The 650-nt window shown below is 71.1% G+C and carries 1 pseudogene; it reads left to right on the forward strand.

From position 1 onward, the window contains the following. Positions 1-476 precede the first annotated feature (476 nt). Positions 477-650, forward strand: a pseudogene (locus ACCC94_RS29960) (hypothetical protein); the annotation flags it as partial.

The following is a 650-nucleotide window of genomic DNA, read 5'->3' on the forward strand; positions in this document are numbered from 1 at the left end:
CCCCCCCCCCCCCCCCCCCCCCCCCCCCCCCCCCCCCCCCCCCCCCCCCCCCCCCCCCCCCCCCCCCCCCCCCCCCCCCCCCCCCCCCCCGCCAGGTATCGGCGCATAACCCGTTCCGGGATATGCGCCCTACGGTGCTGCTCTTCGTAGGAGCGAGCTTGCTCGCGAACCGACCAGCTCTGGAGCTGCCGGGGAGCTGCGTTCGCGAGCAATAACGATGGCGTCCCCCTCGCTCCTACAGGTGGTTCCCGGCGTTAGGCGCGGTATCCGGCGGTTATCCGTCCGACGAAATGCATCCGCGCGCCGTGGCCTGAAGGCGCTGTAGCACGTCTCACACCCAGGCCTGATAACCCGCCGCCTGCTCTGCCTCGCGGCCCGCTTCCAGCGCCGGTGTCGCAGCCGCACCGCGGCAATTGTTTTCCCACAGAAAAGCTCGAACAATGAGCCGTCAGGCCGCGCCGCCGGAGGTAATGCCAGTGACCCAAGTGTCCCCGCGAGACAGCGCCGCGCAAGTCGCAAGCGCCATCGCAGAAAGTGTCAAGTACCAGGGCCGCAAGGCCAGCCGCCAGGGCAGCGAGCAGCGCCGCCAGGCGATCCTCGACGCTGGCCCAGAAGGTCGACAGGGCTTCGGCGCTGCGTTCGACGAAGAG

The sequence above is a fragment of the Pseudomonas sp. Pseusp97 genome (assembly GCF_047304025.1).
In the GTDB taxonomy this organism is placed as follows: domain Bacteria; phylum Pseudomonadota; class Gammaproteobacteria; order Pseudomonadales; family Pseudomonadaceae; genus Pseudomonas.